Raw genomic sequence first — 214 nt, forward strand, 5'->3', positions numbered from 1 at the left:
CCCTCCACATATTCCCCTTCTACTTCCACCAAGTTACCGATCGCCGCTTCTAGCTGTTCCCGGGTTACCGCTTCCGAGGGTTGCAGAATCACTCCTTCCTCTGCACTGCGATCGGCAACCTCCGCATCCCCCACATCGAGGACGAAATAATCGCCGCCTCCCGCCATCCAGCTTTCCGCATTCTTCGCCGCCTGTTTTTGGATTACTACCCCAC

The 214-nt window shown here is 57.0% G+C and carries 1 protein-coding gene; it reads right to left on the bottom strand.

The features are described from left to right. Nucleotides 1–214: hypothetical protein (locus LKK83_RS00405; protein ID WP_324628766.1), on the bottom strand; the 214-nt coding region annotated here is incomplete at both ends.

It is taken from the genome of Phormidium sp. CCY1219, assembly GCF_035615515.1.
Taxonomy (GTDB): domain Bacteria; phylum Cyanobacteriota; class Cyanobacteriia; order Cyanobacteriales; family Laspinemataceae; genus CCY1219.